The organism is Neorhizobium sp. DAR64862/K0K3 (assembly GCF_050500185.1).
Taxonomy (GTDB): domain Bacteria; phylum Pseudomonadota; class Alphaproteobacteria; order Rhizobiales; family Rhizobiaceae; genus Neorhizobium; species Neorhizobium soli.
In genome coordinates, this window is record NZ_CP191449.1 from 3,061,484 (window position 1) to 3,085,416 (window position 23,933).

General features: G+C 61.2%; 18 protein-coding genes. 10 read left to right on the forward strand and 8 right to left on the reverse strand.

What is annotated here, in order from left to right; all coding sequences use genetic code 11:
• The first annotated feature begins 40 nt into the window (after positions 1–40).
• The 9 genes from ACQY1L_RS14885 to trxA all read left to right on the forward strand — a co-directional run bounded on the left by ACQY1L_RS14885 (position 41) and on the right by trxA (position 14,549).
• A complete protein-coding gene (locus tag ACQY1L_RS14885; RefSeq protein WP_062462977.1) occupies positions 41–442 on the forward strand; it encodes a PTS sugar transporter subunit IIA in 402 nt (133 codons plus the stop codon).
• A 17-nt stretch (positions 443–459) separates the two neighbouring features.
• Positions 460–738, forward strand: a complete 279-nt coding sequence (locus ACQY1L_RS14890) for an HPr family phosphocarrier protein (RefSeq protein ID WP_430241501.1) — start codon at positions 460–462, stop codon at positions 736–738.
• A gap of 160 nt (positions 739–898) precedes the next feature.
• Positions 899–2,299 (forward strand): adenosylhomocysteinase, encoded by a 1,401-nt coding sequence (gene ahcY, locus ACQY1L_RS14895; protein WP_062462971.1) that lies wholly within the window; start codon positions 899–901, stop codon positions 2,297–2,299.
• 207 nt (positions 2,300–2,506) lie between these two features.
• A complete protein-coding gene (locus ACQY1L_RS14900; protein ID WP_430241502.1) occupies positions 2,507–5,098 on the forward strand; it encodes an ATP-binding protein in 2,592 nt (863 codons plus the stop codon).
• Complete coding sequence (gene tsaE, locus ACQY1L_RS14905) at positions 5,095–6,612, forward strand: tRNA (adenosine(37)-N6)-threonylcarbamoyltransferase complex ATPase subunit type 1 TsaE (protein ID WP_430241504.1); 1,518 nt, start codon at positions 5,095–5,097, stop codon at positions 6,610–6,612. The genes ACQY1L_RS14900 and tsaE overlap by 4 nt, the downstream gene beginning before the upstream one ends.
• Before the next feature lie 16 nt (positions 6,613–6,628).
• The gene (locus ACQY1L_RS14910; RefSeq protein ID WP_430241506.1) at positions 6,629–7,369 is read left to right on the forward strand and encodes a nucleotidyltransferase family protein; all 741 of its coding nucleotides are present in this window, start codon (positions 6,629–6,631) and stop codon (positions 7,367–7,369) included.
• A 3-nt stretch (positions 7,370–7,372) separates the two neighbouring features.
• On the forward strand, positions 7,373–10,576 hold the full coding sequence (addB, locus tag ACQY1L_RS14915; protein ID WP_430261880.1) for a double-strand break repair protein AddB: 3,204 nt from the start codon (positions 7,373–7,375) through the stop codon (positions 10,574–10,576).
• On the forward strand, positions 10,569–14,159 hold the full coding sequence (gene addA / locus ACQY1L_RS14920; RefSeq protein ID WP_430241509.1) for a double-strand break repair helicase AddA: 3,591 nt from the start codon (positions 10,569–10,571) through the stop codon (positions 14,157–14,159). The genes addB and addA overlap by 8 nt, the downstream gene beginning before the upstream one ends.
• A gap of 69 nt (positions 14,160–14,228) precedes the next feature.
• A complete protein-coding gene (trxA, locus tag ACQY1L_RS14925; protein ID WP_062462956.1) occupies positions 14,229–14,549 on the forward strand; it encodes a thioredoxin in 321 nt (106 codons plus the stop codon).
• Positions 14,550–14,634: 85 nt separating this feature from the next.
• On the opposite strand, the gene ACQY1L_RS14930 is transcribed toward trxA, so the two are convergent.
• The 5 genes from ACQY1L_RS14930 to ACQY1L_RS14950 are packed head-to-tail and all read right to left on the reverse strand — an operon-like array spanning position 14,635 to position 19,695.
• Positions 14,635–15,987, reverse strand: a complete 1,353-nt coding sequence (locus ACQY1L_RS14930) for a bifunctional folylpolyglutamate synthase/dihydrofolate synthase (RefSeq protein ID WP_430241511.1) — start codon at positions 15,985–15,987, stop codon at positions 14,635–14,637.
• Positions 15,988–16,029: 42 nt separating this feature from the next.
• Positions 16,030–16,926: an acetyl-CoA carboxylase, carboxyltransferase subunit beta gene (accD, locus tag ACQY1L_RS14935; RefSeq protein WP_062462950.1), complete on the reverse strand. Its 897-nt coding sequence runs from the start codon at positions 16,924–16,926 to the stop codon at positions 16,030–16,032.
• Positions 16,927–16,970: 44 nt separating this feature from the next.
• Entirely contained in the window at positions 16,971–17,810 is an 840-nt protein-coding gene (gene trpA, locus ACQY1L_RS14940) for a tryptophan synthase subunit alpha (protein ID WP_062462946.1), read from the reverse strand.
• Positions 17,811–17,812: 2 nt separating this feature from the next.
• The gene (trpB, locus tag ACQY1L_RS14945; RefSeq protein WP_092665274.1) at positions 17,813–19,033 is read right to left on the reverse strand and encodes a tryptophan synthase subunit beta; all 1,221 of its coding nucleotides are present in this window, start codon (positions 19,031–19,033) and stop codon (positions 17,813–17,815) included.
• A gap of 11 nt (positions 19,034–19,044) precedes the next feature.
• A complete protein-coding gene (locus tag ACQY1L_RS14950) occupies positions 19,045–19,695 on the reverse strand; it encodes a phosphoribosylanthranilate isomerase (protein ID WP_062462942.1) in 651 nt (216 codons plus the stop codon).
• A 306-nt stretch (positions 19,696–20,001) separates the two neighbouring features.
• Between ACQY1L_RS14950 and ACQY1L_RS14955 the strand changes: the two genes are divergently transcribed.
• On the forward strand, positions 20,002–20,979 hold the full coding sequence (locus ACQY1L_RS14955; protein WP_430241514.1) for a cell wall hydrolase: 978 nt from the start codon (positions 20,002–20,004) through the stop codon (positions 20,977–20,979).
• 36 nt (positions 20,980–21,015) lie between these two features.
• On the opposite strand, the gene ACQY1L_RS14960 is transcribed toward ACQY1L_RS14955, so the two are convergent.
• From ACQY1L_RS14960 to ACQY1L_RS14970, 3 genes are all read right to left on the reverse strand, one after another.
• Positions 21,016–21,777, reverse strand: a complete 762-nt coding sequence (locus tag ACQY1L_RS14960) for a M48 family metallopeptidase (RefSeq protein ID WP_430241516.1) — start codon at positions 21,775–21,777, stop codon at positions 21,016–21,018.
• Between the two features lie 98 nt (positions 21,778–21,875).
• Positions 21,876–22,316, reverse strand: coding sequence for a DUF2852 domain-containing protein (locus ACQY1L_RS14965; protein ID WP_092665207.1), 441 nt, complete (start codon positions 22,314–22,316; stop codon positions 21,876–21,878).
• A 163-nt stretch (positions 22,317–22,479) separates the two neighbouring features.
• Positions 22,480–23,772, reverse strand: coding sequence for a polyhydroxyalkanoate depolymerase (locus ACQY1L_RS14970; RefSeq protein ID WP_430241518.1), 1,293 nt, complete (start codon positions 23,770–23,772; stop codon positions 22,480–22,482).
• Positions 23,773–23,933: the final 161 nt, after the last annotated feature.

Below are 23,933 nucleotides of genomic sequence, written 5' to 3' on the forward strand. Positions count from 1 at the left end.
CGATATTGGCCGCAAGTTTCCATAGCAGGGGGCAGTTTTCATGATCGGAATTGTGCTTGTCACTCATGGCAAGCTGGCTGAGGAATTTCGACAGGCCGTCGAGCACGTCGTCGGACCTCAGAAATTCATCGAAACCATTTGCATCGGCCCCGAAGACGATATGGACCAGCGGAGGCAGGATATCGTCGATGCGGTCGCCAAGGCCGATGACGGATACGGCGTCATCATCCTCACCGACATGTTCGGCGGTACGCCGTCGAACCTTTCGATCTCAGTGATGGAAAGCGGCAAGACGGAGGTCATCGCCGGCATGAACCTGCCGATGCTGATCAAGCTTGCCGGCGTCCGAAGCGACAACAACATGGAGCGCTCGCTGGTCGAGTCCTCCGAGGCCGGCCGCAAATATATCAACGTCGCAAGCCGCGTGCTCAGCGGAAAATAAGAAAGCACTGCAAACGTATGTCTCCCCTTGCCCCACGGCATTTCACAATCGTCAACAAGCGTGGTCTCCACGCGCGAGCATCGGCCAAGTTCGTGCAGATGGTGGAAAGTTTCAAAGCCGATGTGAGGGTTTCAAGGGATGGATCGACAGTCGGCGGCAATTCCATCATGGGCCTGATGATGCTGGCCGCCAGCACCGGCTGTTCGATCGAGGTTTCCGCAAGCGGCCCGCAGGCTGTTGAAGCGCTCGACGCTCTGGAGGCGCTCGTTGCCAACAAGTTCGGCGAAGAAGCTTGATAACCATAGCAACTGAACGGACATAAACATATAAAGACGTCTTTATGTGTTAGTTGCAAGTCAGCCCCAAGCCTGTTACACCGCTGGCGAGATTTTTCGTCGACGCCCGGATGAACGGAAATCCGTTCCCCTGCCTTCGACACACCACGCGGAGAGCTTTATGAGCACTGACAAGGATTACATCGTCGCGGATATCGAACTTGCTGCCTACGGCCGCAAGGAGCTCGACATCGCCGAAACCGAAATGCCGGGCCTGATGTCGTGCCGCGAGGAATTCGGTGCATCGCAGCCGCTCAAGGGCGCCCGCATCTCCGGTTCGCTGCACATGACGATCCAGACGGCGGTTCTGATCGAGACGCTGAAGGAACTCGGCGCCGACATTCGCTGGGCCTCCTGCAACATCTTCTCGACCCAGGATCATGCCGCTGCTGCAATTGCAGCGTCCGGCATCCCGGTATTTGCCGTGAAGGGTGAATCGCTCACCGAGTACTGGGAATACACCGACAAGATCTTTCAGTGGACCGATGGCGGCTTCTCCAACATGATCCTCGATGATGGTGGCGACGCCACCATGTACATCCTGCTCGGCGCCCGCGCCGAAGCCGGTGAGGACGTTCTTTCCGTGCCCACATCGGAAGAAGAAGAGATCCTGTTCGCGCAGATCAAGAAGCGTCTTGCCGCTTCGCCAGGCTGGTTCACCAAGCAGCGCGATGCGATCAAGGGTGTGACCGAAGAGACCACAACAGGCGTTCACCGCCTCTATGATCTTTCCAAGAAGGGCCTGCTGCCCTTCCCGGCCATCAACGTCAACGACTCCGTCACCAAGTCGAAGTTCGACAACAAGTACGGCTGCAAGGAATCGCTGGTCGACGGCATTCGCCGCGGCACCGACGTGATGATGGCCGGCAAGGTCGCCGTCGTCTGCGGTTACGGCGATGTCGGGAAGGGTTCGGCTGCTTCGCTCCAGGGCGCTGGCGCCCGCGTCAAGGTCACTGAAGTCGATCCGATCTGCGCCCTGCAGGCTGCCATGGACGGGTTTGAAGTCGTCGTGCTCGAAGACGTCGTCGCCTCGGCCGATATCTTTATCACCACTACCGGCAACAAGGACGTCATCCGCATCGAGCATATGCGCGAGATGAAGGATATGGCGATCGTCGGCAATATCGGCCATTTCGATAACGAGATCCAGGTTGCCGCGCTGAAGAACCTGAAGTGGACCAACGTGAAGCCGCAGGTCGACATGATCGAGTTCCCGAAGGGCAACCGGATGATCCTTCTGTCGGAGGGTCGCCTTCTCAACCTCGGAAATGCCACCGGCCATCCGTCCTTCGTCATGTCCGCCTCGTTCACCAACCAGACGCTGGCCCAGATCGAGCTGTTCACGAAGCAGGGCGAGTACAAGAACGAGGTCTATATCCTGCCCAAGCACCTCGACGAAAAAGTTGCCCGTCTTCACCTCGGAAGGCTCGGCGTGACGCTGACCAAACTTTCTGACGAACAGGCTGCTTATATCGGCGTCTCGTCGCAGGGTCCGTTCAAGGCTGAACACTACCGCTACTGATCCGTAGCCGAACAATCCACAACATCTTGTGGCCGCAGCCTTGACAAAGGCTGCGGCTTCTTTTTTGGCCCCGCGCCTTCCCGCTCTCTGCCGCGGCAGGTATTGTTACGGCTCTTGATTCGTACTCGTTCGAGCCTCCGGCTTCGGGCAAGGTGCGATGTGGTATGTCTTGTCGATAAGCGGCAATTGGACGGAGACAGACCGGTCATGTCGGTAAGAAAAACGAGCCTGCGAAAGCAGGCCGATCTCATTTGTGGCGTGGCGATGAGCTGCGGCCTGGACGCTTGTAAAGAGGCGGCAAATGGGCGGTGGAAGAAAGACCTTGCCCGGCTTGCGCCGGTGAGCTTGGCACGTCCAGCTGCAGCGTTCCTGGCGGGGACGGTGCTCTCAGGCGTGGCTGGGATGGCGCATGCACAGGAGGCCGGCACGGTCGGCCCGCACATGTTCTCGTCGACCCAGGTGATCTGGTCGTCGCTGGTGCTTGGCGCGCTGGGGGCTGCCCTGCTGTCGGCCGTCTGGCTGGTTCGCCAGCGCGGCAACATGGAAGCCGAAACCCAGGATATGCGCAGCGCGCTGTCGGATGCGCAGCAGCGGATTTCCAAGTACGAAGCGCTGATCGCCGACAAGAACCGCCGCATCGTGGTGTGGGAAAGCGGCTACTCCAAACCTGAGTTCCTGGGCCAGTTGCCGGCTGAAACCGGTGCGCCGCAGCAGGATCGCGATTTTCTAGCCTTCGGCCGCTGGCTGCGCTCTTCCTCGGCAATCGAGCTTGAAAAGGCGATCGACGCTCTGCGCGGCGAAGCCCGCAGCTTCGATCTGGTTCTTGAAACCAACCGCGACGAAATCCTTGAGGTGCAGGGCCGCGTTTCGGGCGGAAAGGCGTTTGTCCGCTTTATCGCGCTCAACAACCTGCGCGCCGAGCTTGCCGAACTGAAGATCGAACGCGAACGGCTGACCCACTCCATCTCGCTTTTCCACTCGCTGCTCGACACGATCGAACAGCCGGTCTGGCAGCGCGACGCACAGGGCAGGCTTGCCTGGGTCAACCACGCCTATAGCGATGCCGTCGAAGCCAAGGTTCCGACGCAGGCCGTTGACGAAAGCCGCGAATTCCTGGGCACGATCGCGCGTGAGAAAATCCGTGCCGTCGCAACAGCCAACTCGCCTTTCCACGACCGCATCTCCACTGTCGTGCGCGGCAATCGTACCGTGTTCGACGTTGTCGATGTCGTAGCAACGAACGGTTCCGTCGGCATTGCGATCGATGTGTCGGAAGCCGAATCGGTGCGCGAAGAGCTGAAGCGGACGCTCAACAGCCACGCCGAAACGCTGGACCATCTCGCGACACCCGTCGCGATCTTCGACGGCGAACGGCGGCTGCAATTCTACAACCAGGCTTTCGTCCAGCTGTGGGGCCTTTCCCTGCCCTTCCTCGAATCGCGGCCGGATAATTCCGAACTGCTCGACAAGCTGCGCGCCAACGGCAAGCTGCCGGAAGAGCTCAGCTGGCGCAACTGGAAGGAATCGGCGCTGTCGATCTACCAGGCGCTCGATACCAAGACCGATACCTGGCATCTGCCGAACGGCCAGACGCTGCGCGTCATCGCCACCGCGCACCCTCGCGGCGGCGCCACCTGGGTGTTCGAAAACCTCACCGAACAGGTCGATCTCGAAACCCGTTACAACACGCTGGTCAAGGTTCAGGGCGAAACGATCGACCACCTTGCAGAAGGCGTGGCCGTGTTCGGCCCGGACGGCCGAATCACACTGTCCAACCCCGCTTTCCGTGCGCTCTGGGGCGTGACCGCCGACGAGACCAAGCCGGGCACCCATATCAAGGCGATCGAGAAAGCCTGCGCGCCATCCTATGACGAGCCGGACGGCTGGCGTCATTTCGGGCAGATGCTGACCAATTTCGATGACGAACGGGCCTCGATTCAGGGAACGTTCGAGCTCTATTCCGGCCTGATCCTTGATTATGCCGCGACGCCTTTGCCGAATGCCCAGACGATGTTCACCTTCGTCGACATGACGGCCAGCGCGCGTGCCGAGCGGGCACTCAAAGAAAAGAACGAGGCGCTGCAGAAGGCAGACGAGCTGAAGAACGATTTCGTCCAGCACGTTTCCTACGAGTTGCGGTCGCCGCTGACCAACATCATTGGCTTCACGGATCTCCTGAAGACGCCCGGCATGGGCGAATTGAACGAGCGGCAGGCGGAGTATATCGACCATATTTCCACCTCGTCGTCGGTGCTTCTCACCATCGTCAACGACATTCTCGATCTTGCGACCGTCGATGCCGGCATCATGCAGCTGAACTATTCGCAGCTGGCCGTGGACGAGCTTCTGGACGACGTGGCGATGCAGATCGCCGACCGGCTGCACGAAAATACCGTGACGCTGGAGATCATCGCGCCGAAGGCACTCGGAACCGTGTTTGCCGACGAGCAGCGGCTGAAGCAGATCCTGATCAAGCTTCTGATGAACGCCACCAATTTTGCGCCCGAGGGGTCCGCAATCTCGCTGAATTGCTGGCGCGACGAGAGCAACGTGTTCTTCTCGGTAACTGACAGAGGCCCCGGCATTCCTCCTGACATGCTGAAAACGGTGTTCGACCGGTTCAGGGCGAACGCCAAGGGCGGCAAGCGCAGCGGTGCTGGCCTTGGTCTTTCGATCGTCGAAAGCTTCGTTACCCTTCACAACGGGGACGTCTCGATCGACAGCCGGGCCGGACAGGGAACGGTGGTTACCTGTCGCATTCCGGTTGGAGCGCGGACCCGTTCGGTCGCGGCCGAATGATCGCTGCGCCTGGCGATAGCATTGTCGTGGCACTGACCGACGAGGCCGAGACAATTCTGTTCGGCGAGGATCTGGTGCTGGCGCTGAAGGCTGGCGACTGCCTGGCTCTTTCGGGCGATCTCGGCGCCGGCAAATCGACGCTGGCGCGTGCCTTTCTTCGGGCCATGGCGGACCAGGACGATCTGGAAGTGCCAAGCCCCACTTTCACGCTGGTCCAGATCTATGAACTGCGCATTCCCGTGGCGCATTTCGATCTCTATCGGCTGGCCGATCCGTCTGAGCTCGACGAACTCGGTTTCGACGAAGCGCTTTCTTCCGGTATCTGCCTTGTCGAATGGCCGGAAATGGGCGGCGACCTCCTGCCCGCGGATCGCATCACGCTGACGCTCGAGCATGAGACGAGCGGCCGACGGGCGACGATTACGGCACCGGAAGCAGCCCTTGCCCGCATTCGCCGGGTGATCGCCATCCGCGAGTTTCTGCGCACTCACGGTCATGCCGATGGCCGACGCCGGTTCCTGACCGGCGATGCCTCGATGCGGGCCTATGAAACCGTTCTGACCGAATCAGCCGAAAAGGTGATCCTGATGGACTGGCCGAAGCGGCCAGAGGGTCCGCCGGTTCTCGACGGCAAGCCCTATCCAAAAGTGGCGCATATCGCCGAGGACGCCTATCCCTTCGTGGCGATCTCCGACTATCTACGCGGCATAGGTCTTTGCGCCCCTGAAGTGCTTGCCGTGGATTATGACCAGGGCATTCTCCTCATCGAAAACCTCGGCCAGGACGGCGTGCTTAACGGGGACGGACAGCCGATCGGCGAACGTTACCGCGAAAGCGTCGTAGCGCTCGCCTATCTGCATGGCCATGAGATCCGCCAGGATCTTCCCGTCGACGGCTCCCAAACGCATCACATTCCGGATTTCGATCCGGTCGCGATGAAGATGGAAGCGCGGCTGCTTCTTGACTGGTACCTGCCGTGGAAGCGCGGTGGACAGCCTGGAGAGGACGAGCGCGAGGACTATCTCTCGATCTGGGACGGGCTGATCGCAGAGCTCGGCAGCGCGGAGAAGAACCTGCTCCTGCGCGATTTCCATTCGCCGAACATCATCTGGCGTTCACAGGCATCCGGCGTGCACCAGGTGGGCCTGATCGATTTCCAGGATGCGATGATCGGCCCGACGGCCTATGACCTCGCGTCACTGGTTCAGGACGCCCGCGTCGATATTCCCAAGGTTCTGGCCGATCAGATGATGATCGACTACCTGACGCTGCGCCGCGCACTGGGCGGATTTGACGAAGCGGGTTTCCTCAAATCCTGGGCGATCATGGCGGCACAGCGCAACTGCAAGCTTGCCGGGCTCTGGGTTCGACTGCGCGAACGCGACGGCAAGCCGCAATATATGAAGCATATGCCGCGAACATTGCGCCATCTTTCGACGGCACTCGCGCATGAAGCACTCGCGCCCTTGCGCGATTGGTGCCACAGGGCTGGTATAGAGCTTCCCGAATCATAAATACGGTTGCATGGACATGACCAACGCCCCGATCACGCAGGCTATGGTGCTGGCGGCAGGGCTCGGTACCCGGCTTCGCCCGATCACCGATACGATGCCGAAGCCACTGGTATCCGTTTCCGGAAAGCCGATGATCGATTACGGGCTCGATGCCCTGGCAGACGTCGGCGTGACGCATGCGGTCGTCAACGTCCATCACTTCGCCGACCGGATGGAAGCGCATCTCGCCGCCTATCCGCGCCTTGAGATCATCGTGTCCGACGAGCGGGCGCAGCTGATGAACTCGGGTGGCGGCTTGAAGCAGGGTCTGTCCCTGCTTCAACCAGGCTTTGTCTTCGTCATGAACGCCGACCTGTTCTGGATCGGCGAAAAGCCTGACGAGCCCACCAATCTTGAGCGCCTGGCCGGGTTTTTCGATCCGCAACGCATGGATATGGCGCTGCTCTGCGTGCCGCTGGAGCGCACCACGGGACACAACGGCAAGAAGGATTTCCAGCTGTCGTCCGACGGACGGCTCTCGCGTTACGTCGAGGGCAACGACAACCCGGTCGTCTATGCGGGTGCGATCGTCATGCACACGTCGCTTCTCGACGACGCACCTGACGATGCCTTCAACCTCAACATCTATTTCGACCGTGCGATCCAGAACGATCGGCTGTTCGGCCTTGTGATGGATGGCGAGTGGATCACTGTCGGCACGCCGGAAGCGCTGCCGGAAGCCGAAGCCGTGATCGCCCGCCACAAAGCGGGGGCCTGATCGATGTCGGATGTACGGCCGAACCGCCTCTTCTCCATCCCGTCAGGCGCGCCCTTTTTGAAGACGCTAGCCGCAGCACTCTGCGACGGGCGGCTGAACGAGACGTTTCGCTACGATCCCCAAAATCCGCTGTCGCTGGCTGACGTCACCATTTTTGTGCCGACGCGCCGTTCGGCGCGTGTGCTGCGCTCGGAATTCGTCGATCTTCTCGGCGGCCGCGTCGCGATCCTGCCAGTCATCCGGCCACTTGGCGAAACCGACGACGATCAGGGCTTTTTCGATCTCGTGGCGCCCGAGGAAATGGATCTGGCCCTGCCGATCGGCGGCACGGCGCGACTTCTCGAACTCGGACGGCTGATCCTTGCCTGGCGCAACCAGCTGCCGAAGATCGTGCTGGACGTGCATTCGGAATCGCCGCTGGTCGCGCCCGCAAGCCCGGCGGACGCGATCTGGCTTGCCCGGGCGCTGGCGGAACTGATTGATGCGATCGAGACCGAGGAACGCGACTGGAAGGATCTCGACAATCTCCAGACCGGCGAACATGCGCTCTGGTGGCAGCTCACCGCCGAATTCCTGAAGATCGCCAGCGGTTTCTGGCCGACGCGACTTGAGGAGTTGAAACGCTCTTCGCCGGCAAAGCATCGTGCTTCAATCCTGCGCGGAGAGGCGCGTCGGATTACCGAGCGGGAGCACAAGGGGCCCGTGATTGTTGCAGGATCCACAGGCTCTGTTCCGGCAGCGGCCGAGCTGATCGCGGCGATCTCCAGGCTTGCCGAAGGCACGGTTGTCCTGCCGGGCCTCGACATGATGATGCCGCAGGACCAGTGGGACATGGTGGGCGAGGAAACCTTCGACGGCAAGCCCGACCCTTCGAGCCGCAGCCATCCGCAGTTCGGTTTGTCCCGCCTGTTGAAGAAGATCGGTGCGACACGTGAGGATGTCACTGTCATCGGCGAGACGCAGGCCGATCTCGCCTTCCGCGCTGAGGCGATCTCGCAGGCGCTGGTGCCCGCCAAGGCGACCGATCGCTGGAGTACATGGCGCCAGGAGGCCGATCCGGAAAAGCTGCGCGCGGCCTTTGCCGATGTCGCGCTGATCGAAGCCGCTAACGAGCGCGAGGAAGCGGTGGCAATTGCCATCGCCTTGCGGCTCGCGCTGGAGAAACCTGGACGCAACGGTGGCGAAGCACAGGCAGCGCTAATCACGCCCGACCGCGCGCTTGGCCGCCGCGTCACCGCAGAGCTTGCCCGTTTCGGCATCCTCGCCGATGATTCGGCCGGTTCGGCGCTTTCGGGCACGCCGCAGGGCACGTTGACCCAGCTTCTGCTGGAAGCGACGCTTCGGCCAGGCGATCCGGTGGCGATCGTCGGCCTGTTGAAACACCCACTGATACGGCTTGGCCTTCCGCCGGACGAGCTACGCGCCGCAATCGATGCGCTGGAAGTGCTGGCACTCCGCGGTGGCGTCGGCGACATGGATATTTCAGCACTTGAGCCGCTTCTCGATGCGCAGCTGACCGCGATCCTCGAAGACCGGCACATGCCGCATTGGCGCAGCTCGTTGCCTGAGGGGGCTGTGGGTCAGGCAAAGGATATCGCAAAGCGTATATCGGCGGCGGTGGAACCGCTGGTCAGCGCCTTTATCCGCCGCCGTCCCGATGGACGCGGGTTGACGGCAAGACTGACGCTGTCCGATTGGGCGACCCGCACCGGGCGTGCGCTTGAGGCGCTGTGCATCGATGAGCGCGGTGATCTCTCGGCACTCTGGTCGGGCGAGCCGGGCGAACGTCTTTCGGGTCTGCTCGGTGAAGTGATCGAGACGGAAGGCCAGATCGAGGCCGACGGGCCGCAGTGGATCGACATCGTCATGGCGCTGACGACAGGCGAAGCGGTCAAGCCGCGTTCGCTGGCACATCCACGCGTCTTCATCTTCGGCACGCTGGAAGCGCGTCTGCAAAGCGTCGATACGATGATCCTCGGCGGGCTGAACGAAGGCTCCTGGCCCGGGCAGACGGTCAACAATCCGTTCCTGTCGCGCTCGATGAAGACCGATATGGGGCTGGAACCGCCCGAGCGGCGGATCGGCCAGCTGGCGCATGATTTCGAAATGGCCTGCGGCACCCGCAACCTGATCTTTTCCCGCTCCACACGACAGGGATCGACGCCGACGGTTGCTTCCCGCTGGCTGCAGAGATTGTTGGCGCTGGGCGGCAAAAGCTTTGCCGACGAATTGAAGGCGCGCGGCAGGGATGTCCTTAACTGGGCATCACTGATCGATCGCGGCGACAACCAGCAGCCGGCCAGGCGCCCTGCCCCCAAACCGCCGGCGGAGCTGCAGCCGGTCAAATATTCGTTCAGCGAAGTCGGACGGCTGCGTCGCGACCCCTATTCGATCTATGCACGGCGTATCCTCAAACTCGATCCGCTGGCGCCGTTCAACGAAGATCCGGGTGCGGCACAGCGCGGCACGCTCTACCACGCCATTATCGACCGCTATACGCGCGAAAGCCACAAGCCCGGCACGCCGGTTTCACGTGAAGCAATGCAGCGCATCACGCGGGAGCTGTTCGACGCCGAACAGCTCCCGCCGCATATCGACCGGGTCTGGCGGCCGCGCTTCGTCGAGGTCGCGCGGGCGTTTCTCGACTGGGAAGAGCGTCGCGCACCGGAAGTCCGCAGCAGCGTTACGGAAGCCGGTGCCGGTTTCGAGGTTGAGAGTGCCGGCATCCGTGTCACCGGCATTGCGGACCGGATCGACATCAAGCGCTCCGGCGAGGCTGACATCATCGACTACAAGACCGGCCTCAACCCTTCCGTCCTACAGGCGCGGTCGCTGCTCGACCCGCAACTTGCCTTGGAGGCAGCGGCGCTGCAGGCAGGCGCCTTCAAGACGATGGGCATCCAGCGGCCCGGCGATCTTCTTTATGTCCGGCTTCGCCCCGGCGACCGGTTCAAGGAAGACCGGATCAACAATGAGGGCGCAACCGCAAATGCCAAGCGCCAGCCGAAATCGGCGATCGATCTCGCGCAGGAATCGATCGACCAGCTGGCCAAGTTCGTCATCAAGCTGCGTCAGGGCGATGCGGGGTTCGCCTCGCGGCTGGTGCCGTTCGCGCAAGGGGATTTCGGCGGCGAATACGATCACCTCGCCCGCGTTGCCGAGTGGTCGACGGCCGATGACGATGGAGAGGCGGACGCCGATGAGTGATCTTTTCACCGAGTTGCCGGATAACCCGGCTTCGGACCTGCCGGATGGTGACGACCCGATCCACTGGATCGATTGGACCACGGTTCAGCAATCGCGTGCCTCGGACCCGGCCAGTTCCGCCTGGGTGTCGGCCAATGCCGGCTCCGGCAAGACGCATGTGCTAACCCAGCGGGTAATCCGGCTTCTGCTTGCCGGCTGCCGTCCCTCAGCCATCCTATGCCTCACTTATACAAAGGCCGCGGCATCGGAAATGTCGAACCGTGTGTTTCAGCGGTTGTCCGAGTGGACGGTTCTGTCCGACGCGGAGTTGCGGGCAAGGATTGCGGCTATCGAAGGTCGTGAGCCGGATTCCTCGACGATTTCCGAGGCGCGGCGCCTGTTTGCGAAGGCGCTGGAAACGCCGGGTGGTCTCAAAATCCAGACGATCCACGCCTTCTGCGAAGCTCTGCTGCACCAGTTTCCGCTGGAGGCCAATGTGGCAGGCCATTTTTCCGTGCTCGACGACCGCGCTGCCACCGCCCTTCTCTCCGAAGCGCGTCGTTCGCTGCTGACGGCCACATCCGCCGAAGATGATCCGGATCTGGCGGAAGCCTTTGCGCATGTTCTCGATCTCGGCGACGAGTTCGGGCTGGAAGCGCTGCTGTCCGACATCGTTGCAAGACGCACGGCGATCCGCAAATTTACGGCGCAGGCGGAGAAGAACGGCGGCATCGGCCCGGAACTGAAGCGGGTCCTGGGGCTCGATCCTGCCGATAGCGAAGACAGCATTGCCGCCACCTATTGGCCGCTGCCCCAGCTTTCCGGCATCACGCTCGATCTCTATCTGTCGCTTGCCGATCAGAAGGGCGGCTCGACCGTCCATGAGGTGGCCTATGGTTTGCGTCTGGTCGCCAAGGAGACGGATGTCTTCAAGCGTGCCGCTTATCTCGACTCCATCTTCCTGACGGCTAAGGGAACGGTAAAGTCGGATCGCAGCCTGATCGCCAGCGCCATGACCAAGATCGCACCGGAGCTTGCCGGCGCGATCGATGCGGCGCGAGAGCATGTTCTGAGCTGCCGGAACCGGTTGCGGCTGTTTCGCCTGTTTGCGGCCACCAAGGCGGCGCTGACACTCGCCGCACGCCTGACCGACGACTACGAGGACCTGAAACGGGGCCGCAGCCTGCTCGATTTCGAGGATCTGATCGCTCGTACCGCCGATCTTCTGACCCGCGACGGCGTGGGTGCCTGGGTGCATTACAAGCTCGACCAAGGCATCGACCACATTCTGGTCGACGAGGCGCAGGATACCAGCCCGATCCAGTGGACCGTGATCAAGTCGCTGGCGGAGGACTTTTATTCCGGCAACAGCGCGCGCGATACGCGCCGGACGATGTTTGCGGTCGGTGACGAGAAACAGTCGATCTATTCATTCCAGGGCGCGCGGCCGGAGCGGTTTGCCGAGGAACGCAGCGCGACGCAGAGGCAGGTTGCGGCCAGCGGCCAGCCGTTTCACGCGATCCGCCTGCCGCTGTCCTTCCGGTCGACAGCCGACATCCTTTCCGCCGTCGATCAGGTGTTCTCAATCGAGGAAAATGCCAAGGGCCTGTCGGCGATCGGCGATCCGGTGCAGCACCGTTCCAACCGCATGGGTCATCCCGGCGCGGTCGATCTGTGGGACGTGGTGGCGCCCGAAGTGTCCGAACAGGAAGACGACTGGACCGCGCCGTTCGATTCGACCCCGGACAAGGCACCGGCCGCTATCCTTGCGTCGCGCATTGCCGCCCGGATCGGCGAGATGATCGGCCGCGAGACGGTCATCGAAAAGGGCGTGGAACGGCCGATCGAGCCGGGCGACATTCTCGTTCTCGTAAGAAAACGCGACGCCTTCGTCAACGCGCTGACGCGGGCGCTGAAACGCCGCGACAACATTCCCGTCGCCGGTGCCGACCGGTTGAAGCTGACGAGCCATATCGCGGTGCAGGATCTGCTGGCGCTCGGTCGTTTCCTGCTCCTACCGCAGGATGACTTGTCGCTCGCAGCGCTTCTCAAAAGCCCGCTGTTCGATCTGTCCGAAGAGGACGTGTTCGAGGTTGCTGCGCTCAGAGCCGAAAATGACAGCGCCTGGACGCAACTCAAGCGCCTTGCCGAAGAACAGCCGCTGCGGTTTCGTGATGCAGCCGAGCGCCTGCAGCATCTGCTGACGCTGTCGCGCCTGCTCAGCCCGCATGATCTCTATGCCCGTATTCTCGGACAGCACGGCGGACGGCGGAAGTTTCTCGGACGGCTCGGCACCGAGGCGGGCGATATTCTCGATGAATTGCTGACCTTCGCGCTCGATCACGAGACATCCGGCCTGCCCGGCCTGCAGGCTTTCGTATCCACGCTGGAGTTGGAAAGCCCCGAGGTGAAGCGCGAACAGGATGGTGGCCGCAACGAGGTGCGGATCATGACCGTGCACGCCTCCAAGGGTCTGGAAGCGCCGGTCGTGTTCCTGGTCGACAGCAATTCGAAATCCTTCATCCCGTCACATGTGCCGAAATTCCGGCTGCTGAAGACTGTCCATGGTGACGTTCCGGCCTGGCTTGCGGGCAAGACGCTGTCCAACCCGCTGACGGCAGCGGACGACGACCGGCTGAAGACCTCTGCCGAAGAAGAGTACCGGCGGCTTCTCTATGTGGGCATGACCCGCGCTGCGGATCACCTGGTAATCTGCGGCTATCGCGGCAGCCGCGACAATCCTGATAGCTGGCAGGCGATGATCGCGCGTGCCCTGTCGGCGAGCGGTCAGCATTGCAGCCCTGCCACATTCTCAGGCCCCGAGGGCGAGTGGAGCGGCCTGTCGTGGCGTCTGCCCGCGGCACCAGGCAAGGCTGCTGCCAAAGCGGACCACACGGCTGCCGGCGGCTCGGAACGGGAGGCTTCCGCCCCTACCCTGCCCACTGTGCTTTCACGGCCGTTGCCGCCCCGCAAGATTCTGCCGCGGCCACTCAGCCCGTCTGGTGCCGGCACGATGATCGATGATGATGCGGATGATCTGATCGTTACATCGCCGCTGTTCGGCGACAAGGCGACCGGTAGCCTGGCGCTGCAAAAGGGCAAACTCGTGCATCGGATGCTGCAGATGCTGACCGACTTCCCGGACGGTGAACGCGAGGGTGCAGCCCGGCGTTATGCCGACCGCGCCGCCCGCTTCTGGCCGCCGAGCGAACGCCAGAGCCTGGTTGCGAGTGTCATGTCCGTTCTGTCCCTTCCCGAGCTCGCGCCGGTATTTTCTGCGCGCAGCCAGTCGGAAGTGTCGATCATGGGGACGCTGACGCTGGAGGGGCAGGACTATGCGATTTCCGGCCGGATCGACCGGCTGGTCGAGATGGAGGACCGCGTCATCATCCTCGATTACAAGACGAACCGCTTTCCGCCGGGCACTGCGGAAGACGTGCCATTGACCCACAGGGCACAGCTCTCCATCTACCGCGAAATCCTCACGCCTCTTTATCCGGGCAAAGCGATCGACTGCGTGCTCGTCTACACCGAGACGGCAAAGGTAATCCCGCTGGGTGTGGAGCTGATGTCCCGTTCGCTTGCAGAACTTAAGACAAAGTGACATGACGGACATTGAAAATAGTGAGTGCCGATCTCACATCTGGGTCAACAAGAATCGAAGGAGAGCCCAATGGCTACCGTGAAAGTCGATACAAACAATTTTCAGGCTGAAGTTCTGGACGCCGTAGAGCCGGTCGTCGTCGATTTCTGGGCCGAATGGTGCGGCCCGTGCAAGATGATCGCTCCGAGCCTTGAAGAGATTTCGACGGAACTCGCCGGCAAGGTGAAAGTCGTCAAGCTGAACATCGATGAGAACCCGGAACTGGCTGCCCAGTTCGGCGTGCGCTCGATCCCGACGCTCGCCATGTTCAAGGGCGGCGAAGTGGCCGACATCAAGGTTGGCGCTGCGCCGAAGACGGCTCTTGCAGCCTGGATCTCCAGCGCCGCTTAAGCGTCTGTTTCACGTGAATCCAAAAACCCGGCTGATCGCTCAGCCGGGTTTTTTGTTGTCTGTTGGTGATAGATCCTGTCCGTCATCAGACCGGTGGCGTGCCATTGTCGGCGAGTACATTGCCGGCGAAATAGAGCGAGCCACCGATCAGGATACGGGGCGGCGGACTTCCCGGAAGCTGGCGCCGGGTGATTTCCTGCAAGGCTTCGATGGTGGAACCAGCGGGTTCGGCGACCAGGCCAGCGTCGAACGCAGCATTGGCCAGCACAACCGGATCAAGGCCTGCCTCGCTATCGCGGATGCGGACGGTAAAGACGTGTTCGCCGAGATCCGCAAAGGCCCGGAAATAGCCGACGGGATCCTTTGTATTGATCATGCCGGTGACGAGGTAGAGCGGCCGGGGCTGGCGTTCCTCGAAGGCGGCCATGGCTTCGGCAATCACTTCGCCTCCGGCCGGGTTGTGCCCGCCGTCCAGCCAGATTTCCGAACCCGGGGGCGCGAATTCGAGCAGTTTGCCTTCGACCAGCTTTTGCAGGCGGGCCGGCCATTCAACCATGCCCATCGCCTTTTCCATGGTCGCATCCGTTACCGTGAAACCGGCGGCCTTGACGGCGCGGATGGCAGCAGCGGCGTTGGCGAACTGGTGGCGGCCCGGAAGGCGCGGCAGCGGCAGGTCCTGCAGGCCGTCTTCGTCCTGGTAGATCAGCCGGCCGAACTCCTCGTGAGCTGAGAAATCCTGGCCATAGATGGAGAGCGGACAGCCCAGCCGTTCGGCAGTCGCAACAAGAACCTCGTGGGCCGCGTCGAATTCCTGGGCGCCGACCACGACCGGGCAGCGGCGTTTCATGATGCCGGCTTTTTCCGCTGCGATCAGTTCGACCTTGTCGCCCAGATAAGCTTGGTGATCGAGCGCGATCGGCATGATCACCGAGACGGCGGGGTCGGTGATGACGTTGGTCGCATCGAAGCGACCGCCTAAGCCCACTTCCAGCACTACGGCATCGGCGGGCTGCTCGGAAAAGATCAGGAAGGTTGCCGCTGTCAGGATCTCGAACACGGTGATCATCTGGCCGGCATTGGCATCGCCGACGCGGCGAAGCGCATCCGCCAGCTGCGCATCGTCGACAAGCTGGCCGCGGCCGCCCTTCACGCCGATGCGAAAGCGTTCGTGCCAGCGCACCAGATGCGGCGATGTGTGGACGTGCACGGCATAGCCACCCGCTTCGAGAAGCGCGCGGCAAAAGGCGGTGCAGGACCCCTTGCCGTTGGTGCCGGCCACATGAATGACCGGCGGCAGTTTCAGATGTGGATTGCCGAGCACCTCAAGGAGGCGGGTAATGCGCTCGAGCGACAGATCGAAACCCTTCGGGTGAAGGGTCATCAGCCGCTCGATTTCCTGCTCGGCCGCACTTGCCACGGGCTGGTTCATCGTCGTCATCCCGAAGCTCCGGCTCCGATCACGTTAGGTCAGAACCGATGTTCAGGCGCTGACGGCGACAGGGGCGGGCAGGAATTCCTGATCAGGCTGTCTCATCAGCATCTTCAGGATCCGCGCCAGCGTTGCCGGGATATCGTGGCGCTTGACGACCATATCCACCATGCCATGCTCAAGCAGGTATTCTGCGGTCTGGAAGCCTTCCGGCAGCTTTTCGCGCAGGGTCTGTTCGATCACGCGCTTGCCGGCAAAGCCGATCTCGGCGCCCGGCTCGGCGATATGGACATCACCCAGCATGGCATAGGAAGCGGTCACGCCGCCGGTGGTGGGGTTGGTCAGCACGCAGATATAGGGAAGGCCTGCTTCCTTCAGCATGTCGACCGCAACCGTGGTGCGGGGCAGCTGCATCAGTGACAGGATGCCTTCCTGCATGCGGGCGCCGCCAGACGCCGGGAAGATGACCAGCGGGCACTTTTCCTTCAGGGCGCGCTCGGCTGCCTTGACGATCGCTTCGCCGGCCGCCATGCCGAGCGACCCGCCGATGAAGTTGAATTCGTGCACGACGGCGACAAGCTTGACGCCATGGACGGAACCGAGACCGGCGAGGATCGTGTCCTCCTGATCGGTCTTGATACGGCTGTCCTTCAGACGGTCAGCATATTTCTTGGAGTCGCGAAACTTGAGCGGATCCTGGGCGACCTTCGGCTGCACCAGCGATTCGAACTCGCCGTCGTCGAACATGTCTCTCAGGCGCGCCTTGGCCGGCATCTTCATGTGGAAGCCGGAGGCGGGAATGACCCACTTGTTCTCTTCGAGATCCTTGTGGAAGACCATTTCCCCGGTTTCCGGGCATTTGATCCAGAGATTTTCCGGAACGTCCCGATCGGGACGGCCGAGCATGGAGTTGATGCGCGGCCGGACGTAATTGGTGATCCAGTTCACTGGGCGTACTCCGAGTTTGGACTTGTCAGGCCTATCTGGGCCAGTTATTCGGCGGCAACAAGGCGAGCGGAACGCACGCCGGTGGCCAGGCCGCGGACGAAGGTGGAAACGGCAGATACCGTATCTGGTGTCGCAGCGCCATCCTTGGTGAGGCTGCCGGCGACCTGCGCAACGATCGCGCTGCCGACGACGACACCGTCAGCCGCAGCGCCGATGGCTTGTGCATGGTCGGCAGTCTTGACGCCGAAGCCGACGCAGACCGGCAGGTCGGTATGACCCTTGATGCGGGAGACAGCGCCCGAGATCAGCGACAGATCCGGCAGAGCGGATCCGGTAATGCCGTTCATCGAGACGTAATAGACGAAGCCGGACGTGTTGTGCAAAACCGTCGGAAGGCGCTTTTCGTCCGTGGTCGGCGTGGTCAGACGGATGAAGTTGAGCCCCTTGGCGATCGCCGGGATGCAAAGCTCGTCATCCATTTCAGGCGGCAGGTCGACGATGATCAGGCCGTCGATTCCGGCTTCCAGCGCGTCATCAACAAACCTGTCGACGCCGTAGATATAGATCGGATTGTAGTAGCCCATCATGACGATCGGCGTCGCGGCATCGGTCTTGCGGAATTCGCGGGCGAGATCCAGCGTCTTGGCAAGTGTCTGGCCGCCTTTCAGCGCGCGCTGCCCGGCCATCTGGATTGCCGGACCGTCGGCCATCGGATCGGAAAAGGGCATGCCGAGTTCGATCACGTCGGCGCCGGCATCCGGCAGGGCCTTCATGATGGCCAGCGACGTGGCAAAATCGGGATCGCCGCCCATGAAGTAGGTGATCAGTGCCGGGCGGCCTTCGGCCTTCAGATCGGCAAAACGCTTGTCCATCCGTGCGGTCATGTTCAGAGCCCCATTCCAAGGATTTTGCCGACAGTGAAGATGTCCTTGTCGCCGCGACCGCACAGGTTCATGACGATGATTTCGTCCTTGGACATCTTTGGTGCGCGCTTCATGACTTCGGCCAGTGCGTGCGAGGGTTCGAGCGCGGGGATGATGCCCTCGGTGCGCGTCAGGAACTGGAAGGCTTCGAGCGCTTCGGTATCCATGATCGGGACGTATTCGACACGTCCCATGTCTTTCAGCCAGGAATGCTCCGGGCCGATGCCGGGATAGTCGAGACCGGCCGAGATCGAATGACCTTCCTTGATCTGGCCATCGCCATCCTGCAGCAGATAGGTGCGGTTGCCATGCAGAACGCCAGGCGAGCCTGCCGTCAGCGAGGCGCAGTGCTCCTCGCCGTTGAGGCCCTTGCCGCCGGCTTCGACGCCGACGATCCTTACGCTGTCATCATCGAGGAACGGATGGAACAGGCCGATCGCATTCGATCCACCGCCAACGGCTGCTACCAGCATGTCGGGCAGACGTCCCTCGGCTTCCAGCATCTGTTCCTTGGTTTCGCGACCGATGACCGACTGGAAGTCGCGGACCATTTCCGGATAGGGATGCGGACCGGCAGCGGTGCCGATCATGTAATAGGTGTCATCGACATTGGTGACCCAGTCGCGCAATGCCTCGTTCATGGCATCCTTGAGCGTGCCGTGGCCTGACGTGACCGGGATCACCTCGGCGCCCAAAAGCTTCATGCGGAAGACATTGGGTGCCTGGCGCTCGACATCTGTCGCGCCCATGTAGACGACGCAGGGCAGGCCGAAGCGGGCAGCGACCGTGGCCGAAGCGACGCCATGCTGGCCAGCACCGGTTTCAGCGATGATGCGGGTCTTGCCCATGCGCTTGGCAAGCAGGATCTGGCCAATGCAGTTGTTGATCTTGTGGGAGCCGGTATGATTGAGCTCGTCGCGCTTGAAATAGATCTTGGCGCCGCCGAGTTCTGCCGTCATGCGCTCGGCGAAATAGAGCGGGCTGGGCCGGCCGACATAGTGTTTGCCGAGATCGGTAAGCTGCTTTTGAAATGCGGGATCGGTCTTCGCCTTTTCCCATTCGCCCTGCAGATCGAGGATCAGGGGCATCAGGGTTTCCGCGACAAAGCGGCCGCCGAAAATACCGAAGAGGCCGTCCTCGTCGGGACCGGAACGGAACGAATTCAGTTTTGGGGTCTCGTTCACTTTCAACTCCTTCAGCGTTTCGTAGCGGCGTCTGCCGCATCGAAGAACGCATCGATCATGCCCAGATCCTTGGCGCCTGGCGCGCTTTCGACACCGGACGATACATCTATGCCGCTTGCCCGCGTCGATGAGAGCGCAGTCGCGACATTATCCTTGTTCAGGCCCCCGGAAAGCATGTAATCCACGCTCTGGTCAAGCGACGCCATGGCCTTCCAGTCGAAGGAAATGCCGTTGCCGCCCGGAAGATCGGAGCCCGCCGGTGCCTTCGCGTCGAACAGAAAACGGTCAGCTACACCTATATAGGCATCGACCCCTGCAAGATCATCCGCGGACTTGACAGAAAACGCCTTCATGACAGGCAGACCGTAGAGCGCCTTGACGTGCAAAATCCGTTCCGGGCTCTCGTGACCGTGGAGCTGAAGCATGTCCGGGCGAAGCAGCGAGACGATATCGTCCAGTTCCTCGTCATCGGCATCCACCGTGACCGCAACGATCTTAGCTCTGCCACGCACCCGGTCCGCCAGTTCGCCGGCGATCTCGGGCGCGATGTTACGCGGGCTCTTGGGGAAGAAGATAAAGCCGATATGGGTTGCGCCGCGCGTCACCGCACGATCGACCGCTTCTTCAGTCTTGAGGCCGCAGATCTTGATATCCGGTTTCATGTGCGCGGATTGGCACGAAACGCGCCCGGAGTCGAGCCCTTCAGCGGTTTGGTGGCGTGACAGTTCGGCACGGACTCCTCTTCTCAAGACCTCAGGCAATCTTCCGGGGTGTGATTCGGTTCTCCACCACGATCCTGCACGCGCAAGGACATGCTCGCCGACATCATCACAACCAGAACCTCGGGCAAAAGAGCAGGTTTTTCCGGAAAAATAGACGTTCTCGATTCAGGTTTGATTTATTAGGGTTTTGCCAGTAACTTATTCCACAGCAAATTGTTTCTTGAAATGTTTTCGCAGGGGGTAGTCATGGCGGCAAGAGGTGCGAACTTTGTGCGCGCTGCAATGTGCCTTGCCGCGGTGAGCGCTCTTTCAGCCTGCACTCAGACGACTGCGTCGCTCGATTCCAAGTCTTCGAAGACACGAACTGCCCAGGTCAATGTGGGTTCGGCAAAGCAGGTCTACACCTATTCGTCCAGCGACCGCGAATGCCTCAAGCGCGCGATGTATTTCGAATCAAGGCGCAGCAGCCCCGATGGTTTCATGGCTGTCGGCAGCGTCATCATGAATCGCCTGACCTCAGGTCTTTACCCTGAGACGATCTGTGGTGTCGTGGGGCAGGAAAAGCAGTTTGCGCCGGGTGTGATGACCCGCAAGATGGACGAAAACACTGCGCCGCAGCTGAATGAAGCAGCGGAAGCCGTGCTGAAGGGCAAGCGCCACCCCGATGTGAAGGAAGCGATGTTCTTCCACACGAAGGGCCTGCGCTTCCCCTACAAGAACATGCATTACGTGGCTGATGCCGGCGGCAACGTGTTTTACGAAAAGCGCGACGAGGACGGCAACTTGCAGACGCCAGAGCCGAAGCCTGCCGGGGCCTATGTCATGATGGCTGAAGGGACGATTGTGCCAACGCCGGGAGCGATGAGCATGATCGCACGGGCCGAGCCTGTTCGTGAACAGACACCAAGCCCCGTTGCCGTTGCGTCTGCAGCAACGCAGCAGCCCTTGCCGGGCGTTGCCTCTGTCACAACGGTTGCCGACACATCTTCCGCCACGGTCGCAACAGTGCAGCCTGTTTCCCATTCGCCCAGCATGATGCAGGCCTACCAGGCAGGCGCTGGCATGGATGCGGCAAGTGCCGCCATTCTTTCGACTGAAGCCTTGCCCAATAGCGGGCCTCTGCCGAAACGGCGCCCGGCGGGTGCCAAGACCGACACAGCCGGCGACATGGTAATGGTCGCGCCGACTCCGCGTCAGTTCCCGGCTCGCACAGCTACACCTTGATCTCTTCGTCCAGTTTCCGTTTGTTTTAGCTGGGCTTCAGCTGAAATCCAGCGCGTGAAGCTGCGAGCCATTCTGCTTCAGCCATTTGCGCGCCTCTTCCATCCTCGGGCAAAGCTGGTGGCAGAGAGCCCAGAACTTTGGCCCGTGGTTCATTTCCTTCAGATGCGCCACTTCGTGGGCTGCGAGGTAATCGATCACCAGCGGCGGCGCCATGACGATGCGCCAGGAAAAGCTCAGGTTTCCATCCCAGGAACAGGATCCCCACCGGCTTCTCGTGTCTTTCAGCGTGACTGATGCGACCGGCTTGCGGATCGATGCGGCATGGCGAAAGGCCAGCAGCTCCATATCTCGACGTGCTTCTTTTTTCAGAAATGTCGCGACCCGACGGCCGAGATGATCCTCCAGCCCGCTTACCCTTACCACCGGCACGCCATCGACCATGGCGATTTCCGTCAGGCCGCGAAGCGTTCCGGTATGGTCGATGCGGTGCTGAACGCCGCGAATCGGCACGAAGCCGCCTGAGCGGATGGGATTGTCGGTGGAGAATTTCGAGAGCTTCGTGAGCAGCCAACCCTGATGGCGCTCGAGAAATTCCTCGATCTCGCTGTTTCGAAGGCCTGCCGGCACAGTGAGATTAAGCGCGCGGCCGCCGGGCTCGATGCGCAGCGTGATACGAGTGGCGCGACTGTTTTCCTTGATCGTCAGCGGCAAAGCGCGGTTTCCGACTTCAAGCGTGCGCTTCACGGTTTCGAGCGGTTTCGAGCGGGCGCGAAGGGGCTTTTTGAGGAGCGCGAACATGTAGCCTTTCTAGCCGATTCGAGAGAACCGTTCTCATGAAAAAGCCGGCGTCGCAAGGACGCCGGCTCGTTACGCTTTCAGAAGATCCGTTTAACCGATCAGACGTCGACGACCGGGTTCTGGCCGGAAGCGTTGCTGTTGCGGCGCTCGCGCATGAAACGATCGAACTCTTCCTGATCCTTGGCACGGCGAAGCTCGCGGGAGTAGTTGTCGAACTCGTCGCGCATCTCGTCGAGCTTGCGGCGTTCTTCATCCATGCGGTTGAGTTCGGCCTTGCGCCAATCGTCGAAGGCAACGTTGCCTGTCGAGAAATGCGTGTTGTAGCCAGCGGCGCGGCTTCTGGAAAACCATCGGCTGGTCTTGCCGGCCCATTCGTCGGCACGATTATTGGCATCGCGCTTGAAGCCGCGAAGCCGATCCCCGAAGATGATATAGGCAAGCATAGCCAAGCCAAGCGGCCAGAAGACCACGAAACCGAGCACCATTAAACCAATGGTGGCCGGCGTCCATTCCGGACGAATCAATGCAGACTGGTTCATGGGTTACACCCTTCAATTCAATGCGGAGTGGCCTGATGCCAGCCCGATGATATCCGATTTGGTGAGCCTCAGACCCGCCTTCAAGAAGACAGGTCGCTAAATCCAAGAACATGCTGAAATACCTTGGAGAAATCCAGCTACCGGCATCGAACCGGATCTGCTCTCAGGTCGGCGAATCACCCTTGGTACTGCGCTTCCGGGATGCGGGCTTGGCAGCTTTGGTATCGGCCATGGCATGCTTGCGGGTGAATTCGATAATGCGGGGGGCGATTTCGCTGCGGAAACGCGAGCCGTTGAAGACGCCGTAATGCCCGACATCGGGCTGCATGTAATGCTGGCGCTTGTCATCCGGGATATTCGGACAAATCGTGTGCGCCGCCTTTGTCTGGCCGACGCCGGAAATATCGTCGTTTTCGCCTTCTACCGTCAGAAGAGCAACGGAACGGATCGCCTTCGTATCTACAGGCATCGCGCGATGCATCATCTCGCCCTTGGGCAGGGAATGACGGATAAACACGGCATCGACGGTCTGCAGATAGAATTCTTCCGTCAGATCCATCACCGCGAGATATTCGTCGTAGAATTCGCGGTGTTTTTCGGCAGGCTCGCCATCGTTCTTGACGAGGTGCTCGTAGAACTCCTTGTGAGCGGTGACGTGGCGGTCAAGGTTCATCGACATGAAGCCTGACAGCTGCAGGAAGCCCGGATAGACGCGCCGCATGAAGCCCGGCTGCGGAAACGGCACGCTCATGATGACATTGTCGCGAAACCATTCGAGTGGGTGATCTCCGGCAAGTTTGTTGACGGCTGTCGGATTGCTGCGGGTATCGATCGGTCCGCCCATCAGCGTCATCGAGGCGGGCGCCATCCGATCACCGCGGGTTTCCATCACCGCAACGGCGGCAAGCACAGGCACCGACGGCTGGCAGACGCCGACCACGTGGGTGCCGGGACCGATCTGATGCAGCATCTCGATCAGGTAGTCGATGTAATCGTCGAGATCGAAGCTGCCCTCGGTGACCGGAACCATGCGGGCATCGATCCAGTCGGTGATGTAGAGATCCGCATGGGGTAGAAGTGCTTCGACCGTGCCACGCAGCAAGGTGGCATAGTGACCCGACATCGGCGCGACGAGCAGGAACTTCTGGTCGGGCGGGCGAGCGGCGGGCAGATCTCGACGAAAATGCAGGAGATTGCAAAAGGGCTTTGCCCAGACGATCTCTTCGGTGACCATGATCGGCTTACCGTCGACCACCGTTTCCGGAAGATTGAAGCTCGGCTTTCCATAGCGTCGCGTCATCCGCTCGAACACTTCGAGACTGGCCGACATGGAGCGGCCAAGTGCTGTCTGGGCGAAAGGGTTCATCGGATTGTCGGACATGAAGCGCATGGCATCCGCGGCGGCCCGGAACGGCGCCATGGCGGCATGGTTCAACTCATAGAGCTGGTAGAACATGAAATCGGGCTCTCCTCATCCCTGGTCCGATATCCGTCAAAGCGGTGGCGGGCAAAACGTTCCGCCATCGGAATGCAGCAAGGCTAGCACTTGTGGAGGGAGTTATGAAAGGGCGGCGGTTTACCACCGTCCTTCCCTCGCTGCAGCACGCCTTGCCGATG

Bases quoted from the DNA above. Each gene is read 5' to 3' on its own strand.
- ACQY1L_RS14885 (WP_062462977.1), top strand. From the start codon at position 41: ATGATCGGAATTGTGCTTGTCACTCATGGCAAGCTGGCTGAGGAATTT.
- ACQY1L_RS14890 (WP_430241501.1), top strand. From the start codon at position 460: ATGTCTCCCCTTGCCCCACGGCATTTCACAATCGTCAACAAGCGTGGT.
- ahcY (WP_062462971.1), top strand. From the start codon at position 899: ATGAGCACTGACAAGGATTACATCGTCGCGGATATCGAACTTGCTGCC.
- ACQY1L_RS14900 (WP_430241502.1), top strand. From the start codon at position 2,507: ATGTCGGTAAGAAAAACGAGCCTGCGAAAGCAGGCCGATCTCATTTGT.
- tsaE (WP_430241504.1), top strand. From the start codon at position 5,095: ATGATCGCTGCGCCTGGCGATAGCATTGTCGTGGCACTGACCGACGAG.
- ACQY1L_RS14910 (WP_430241506.1), top strand. From the start codon at position 6,629: ATGACCAACGCCCCGATCACGCAGGCTATGGTGCTGGCGGCAGGGCTC.
- addB (WP_430261880.1), top strand. From the start codon at position 7,373: ATGTCGGATGTACGGCCGAACCGCCTCTTCTCCATCCCGTCAGGCGCG.
- addA (WP_430241509.1), top strand. From the start codon at position 10,569: ATGAGTGATCTTTTCACCGAGTTGCCGGATAACCCGGCTTCGGACCTG.
- trxA (WP_062462956.1), top strand. From the start codon at position 14,229: ATGGCTACCGTGAAAGTCGATACAAACAATTTTCAGGCTGAAGTTCTG.
- ACQY1L_RS14930 (WP_430241511.1), bottom strand. From the start codon at position 15,987: ATGACGACGATGAACCAGCCCGTGGCAAGTGCGGCCGAGCAGGAAATC.
- trpA (WP_062462946.1), bottom strand. From the start codon at position 17,810: ATGACCGCACGGATGGACAAGCGTTTTGCCGATCTGAAGGCCGAAGGC.
- ACQY1L_RS14950 (WP_062462942.1), bottom strand. From the start codon at position 19,695: ATGAAACCGGATATCAAGATCTGCGGCCTCAAGACTGAAGAAGCGGTC.
- ACQY1L_RS14955 (WP_430241514.1), top strand. From the start codon at position 20,002: ATGGCGGCAAGAGGTGCGAACTTTGTGCGCGCTGCAATGTGCCTTGCC.
- ACQY1L_RS14960 (WP_430241516.1), bottom strand. From the start codon at position 21,777: ATGTTCGCGCTCCTCAAAAAGCCCCTTCGCGCCCGCTCGAAACCGCTC.
- ACQY1L_RS14965 (WP_092665207.1), bottom strand. From the start codon at position 22,316: ATGAACCAGTCTGCATTGATTCGTCCGGAATGGACGCCGGCCACCATT.
- ACQY1L_RS14970 (WP_430241518.1), bottom strand. From the start codon at position 23,772: ATGTTCTACCAGCTCTATGAGTTGAACCATGCCGCCATGGCGCCGTTC.